The 3,310-nt window shown below is 41.7% G+C and carries 5 protein-coding genes; all 5 read right to left on the bottom strand.

What is annotated here, in order from left to right:
- Positions 1 to 1,117, bottom strand: a 1,117-nt coding sequence (locus tag ACIQ0Q_RS09775; RefSeq protein ID WP_395772745.1) for a hypothetical protein, incomplete at its 3' end; no start/stop codon positions are given.
- Between the two features lie 122 nt (positions 1,118 to 1,239).
- Complete coding sequence (locus tag ACIQ0Q_RS09770; RefSeq protein WP_395772744.1) at positions 1,240 to 1,812, bottom strand: hypothetical protein; 573 nt, start codon at positions 1,810 to 1,812, stop codon at positions 1,240 to 1,242.
- The gene (locus ACIQ0Q_RS09765) at positions 1,812 to 2,027 is read right to left on the bottom strand and encodes a hypothetical protein (protein WP_395772743.1); all 216 of its coding nucleotides are present in this window, start codon (positions 2,025 to 2,027) and stop codon (positions 1,812 to 1,814) included. The genes ACIQ0Q_RS09770 and ACIQ0Q_RS09765 overlap by 1 nt, the downstream gene beginning before the upstream one ends.
- The gene (locus ACIQ0Q_RS09760) at positions 2,027 to 2,860 is read right to left on the bottom strand and encodes a hypothetical protein (protein ID WP_395772742.1); all 834 of its coding nucleotides are present in this window, start codon (positions 2,858 to 2,860) and stop codon (positions 2,027 to 2,029) included. The genes ACIQ0Q_RS09765 and ACIQ0Q_RS09760 overlap by 1 nt, the downstream gene beginning before the upstream one ends.
- A gap of 112 nt (positions 2,861 to 2,972) precedes the next feature.
- Positions 2,973 to 3,310 (bottom strand): hypothetical protein (locus ACIQ0Q_RS09755; RefSeq protein ID WP_395772741.1); only part of this gene is annotated, 338 nt, incomplete at its 5' end.

The following is a 3,310-nucleotide window of genomic DNA, read 5'->3' as shown; positions in this document are numbered from 1 at the left end:
CACCTCTGTTTGTACCAATGGCAAGGTACCCAAGGTAATAGTGAATTGCATTGACGGTTTCACCATCTGGCAAAGACAATACCATTGTCGCACCTGCTAGGTTAATGGTGTTTGTAACTGGTGATTCGTTAGGGTCAATAGTTGCAGACCATATCTCACCATTGTTACCACCATTACCAGCAAAGAACAATGGACCAGGTGAACCAGTAGCATCTACCCAGTTCCAACTGGTGTTGATGTGGTTCATTGAGTTGGTAAACGTATCAACCGCACCAGTGGTATGTGTGTGAGTTGTTGTAGTAGTGGGAAGTAAACCAAAAGTTCTACCCGTACCAACAAAAACATTACCCTTTGCATACTTGACTAAAATATTAGCGTTACTGGTTGTGCTATGCTTAAAGAAAACATCGTCAGATGTTAAGGTTCCGATAGTACCCTTATGAATGCAGCGTGAACAAGCGGCATAGTAAGTTGAACCATCAGTGGTTACTGAGTAAAACGGGAAGTCGGTACCACCGTGACCATCAGGATATGTAGCACCAGCAGTATAGTTTGCTGTGGCAACTGCACCATTAAGGGCATCAGGAGTAATCCTTTTTAGGATACCATTGTCATCACCAGAAACTAATACTTCTCTATTGACTGGTGTTGCACCGCTAGTGTCGGTCCACTGACCAGTGGCAGCATTGATGCCTTTGATACCAGTGTAAGCATGATAGACCTTCTTGTGTAGGCGCATTTCACCTACTGTCCATACGTCTACACCACGAGAGTCCTTAAAGCGGTGACTGACGTGTTGGTAGTCGGTACCTGGTTCATAGAACTCAATACCAGAACCGTTATGCCAAGAGGTTTGTGACCGTAGCCACCAACCAAGTAATGATTGTTCACCTGGTTCAGGTGAGTTATCAAACTGGTCCTTCTTGTACTGTGCAGTCTCACGTACATACTTGTATTGGTTGTCAGACTTAATCACAAACGGTATGTTGTTGATGCTTAAGTCGTATGCAATATCTGATGGAGTGAACTGTGTATTCTCCTGTGACCGTGTAATGTCATACAGTAGGTCTTCGGTAATGTCCTCAGAGTAGGTGTTACCCAATGAGTTGATTGGCACTTATACTCCTATTCAGAAACAAGTTGTGGTGCATCTGCAATCTGTGCTTGATATGTTTCGTATTCTTCATCCGTCATTTCACGGACTAAATCATCAATTTGAATTAAAGGTTTACTCATCTGTTATCCCTTGTTGTATCCGTAGACGTAGATTGTTCCACCTGTTAAGGTAACGCCACCAGCAGGTGTAATTGTGAAGGCTGTAAATGAAGTGGTGCTATCTTGAATTCCGCCCATACTTCCACCTACGGAAGTTCCAGCAAAATTTCCACTAATTAAAGTATTTTTAGACAAAAATGGATTTATTACATCAACGCTCAAACTTATCATTCCAGGAGAAGTCCAACCCGCCTGACCAAAAGCCGCTCCATTATTAGTGTTTGCCGTCAAAACTGTTGCATTTGAATACAATGCTGATGTTAATGCGCTGTAATATAAACTATTTGCTGCACCTAAAGACAAAGTTAAATAATTAGTACCGCTTCCCACGCCACTTGAAACCATGATTTTGTAATTGTCATAAGTTGCACTAAAGGCATCTGTCACAGTTACACTTGACACTGCCGTACCAATGGTCTGCTTCTTTACAAAAGTCAAACCACCTTCAGACTTTAACTGATAGTTACTTAAATCAGGTACACTTGTGGCAAGGTCAACCCAAGCAGTACCATCCCAAATCTTTGCGACCTTTGCCATTACAGTGCCTCAATCTCTTCCTGGGATAGACCCAATTCTTTTAACTTTGCTAGTGCAGACACACGAGCAGCAGCCTTAGCATCTTGCTCTGCTTGACGTGCTTCTGCTTCTGCTTGCATTGCTTCACGTTCAGCAATTTCTTCTGCTGTTAGTGGGCGTTCTGTTACTTCACCTGTTGCAGCATCAAAGATTACTGCTGTTAATGTTTCGCTCATTATGAGTTCCTCAATCCATAAATTTGTAAAGTTCCTACACTATTTCCTGAACTGTTAACCCTTATTCCGTCATAAGCAGTTGTAACATTCATCATTCCACCAATTGCAAAACCATAGTTTTGAGTATCTGCTTGACTAGATACGGTCTGCGCTGTCATAGTTGTATATTTTGTTAGTTGTGGATTGTATAAAGTAATACGACTTGACTGTAGTCCGATAGTATTTTTTACAACATAGCCAATTTGAAATGAACTGTTTAGTCCAGTTGACCAAACATCAGAAGCAGCGTTTGATGAGATGAATCCCCGACCAGCATAGGTGTAGTTGTTGCTTCCATTTACTGTTCCACCTGAGGCTAATTGGAACGTAACGGAACCAGTTGCACTCACATCTTCTAAGGTAAGTAAAATTTCATAATTTTTGTATGCGGAAGTAAATACGTTATTTACTTGAAAACTTGTTCCAGTTGTAAAATCAACCTTAGAAAGCAATGTCATTCCACCAAGGTTCTGCCAAGCAGCACCAGTGTATGCTTCTAACTGTGGAATAGTGGATGATGGACTTTCAGTACCAGTATCACCAACATATGTAACCATACCAGTGGTAGGGGTAGGGATAGCAGCACTACGAGTAGACTCGTTAGTGTACACACCACCTGTTAATAACTTGGAAGGGTCAACACTAGCCACATCGTAGTCAGACTCTACCCATACATCACCTGTTGCAGGTGAGGTAGGTGCAGTTGCCTGATACTTAACTGGTGGTGCTGCTACAACGGGACCTGTGTATTCCCACGCTGTACCATTCCATACTTTGATTGGGTTGACTGCCATTATTCAGATGCTCCTAATGTTGGTGCGTTTGCTATTTGTTCTTCGTATGCTGCAAATTCCTCGTCAGTCATCTCACGAACAAGGTCATCAATTTGTATAAGTGGTTTAGTCATTAGTTTGTTCCATATCCGTAAACGTAAATCGTTCCGCCAGTTAGCGTTCCTGCACCAGGGGTTATTGTAAAATCTGTGTAAGCCGTTGCGACTTTATGTACACCGTCATAACTTCCAGTAGATGTTGAAATTAAATATTTGCCGTTTAAGATGCGGGTAAATTGTGCTTTTTGCGGACATAATAATTCAAAATTAACAAAAGACGCATTACTATCTCCACCACCGACAAAACTAAATGCGCTTGCATTATTATCAACCGCGCCAAAAACTGTATTACTTGTATATTGCATGTAAACTAACGCACCGCTATAACCTGTTACAGATGCACCTAATTGCA

Origin of the sequence: Arenimonas sp. (genome assembly GCF_044348765.1) — a bacterium.
Classification (GTDB): domain Bacteria; phylum Pseudomonadota; class Gammaproteobacteria; order Xanthomonadales; family Xanthomonadaceae; genus Arenimonas.
Note: the sequence above shows the minus strand (reverse complement) of the source record. Positions and strands in the feature narration are given on the sequence as shown.

Coding starts and splice junctions, on each gene's coding strand:
- ACIQ0Q_RS09760 (WP_395772742.1), bottom strand. CDS start 2,860: ATGGCAGTCAACCCAATCAAAGTATGGAATGGTACAGCGTGGGAATAC.
- ACIQ0Q_RS09770 (WP_395772744.1), bottom strand. CDS start 1,812: ATGGCAAAGGTCGCAAAGATTTGGGATGGTACTGCTTGGGTTGACCTT.
- ACIQ0Q_RS09765 (WP_395772743.1), bottom strand. CDS start 2,027: ATGAGCGAAACATTAACAGCAGTAATCTTTGATGCTGCAACAGGTGAA.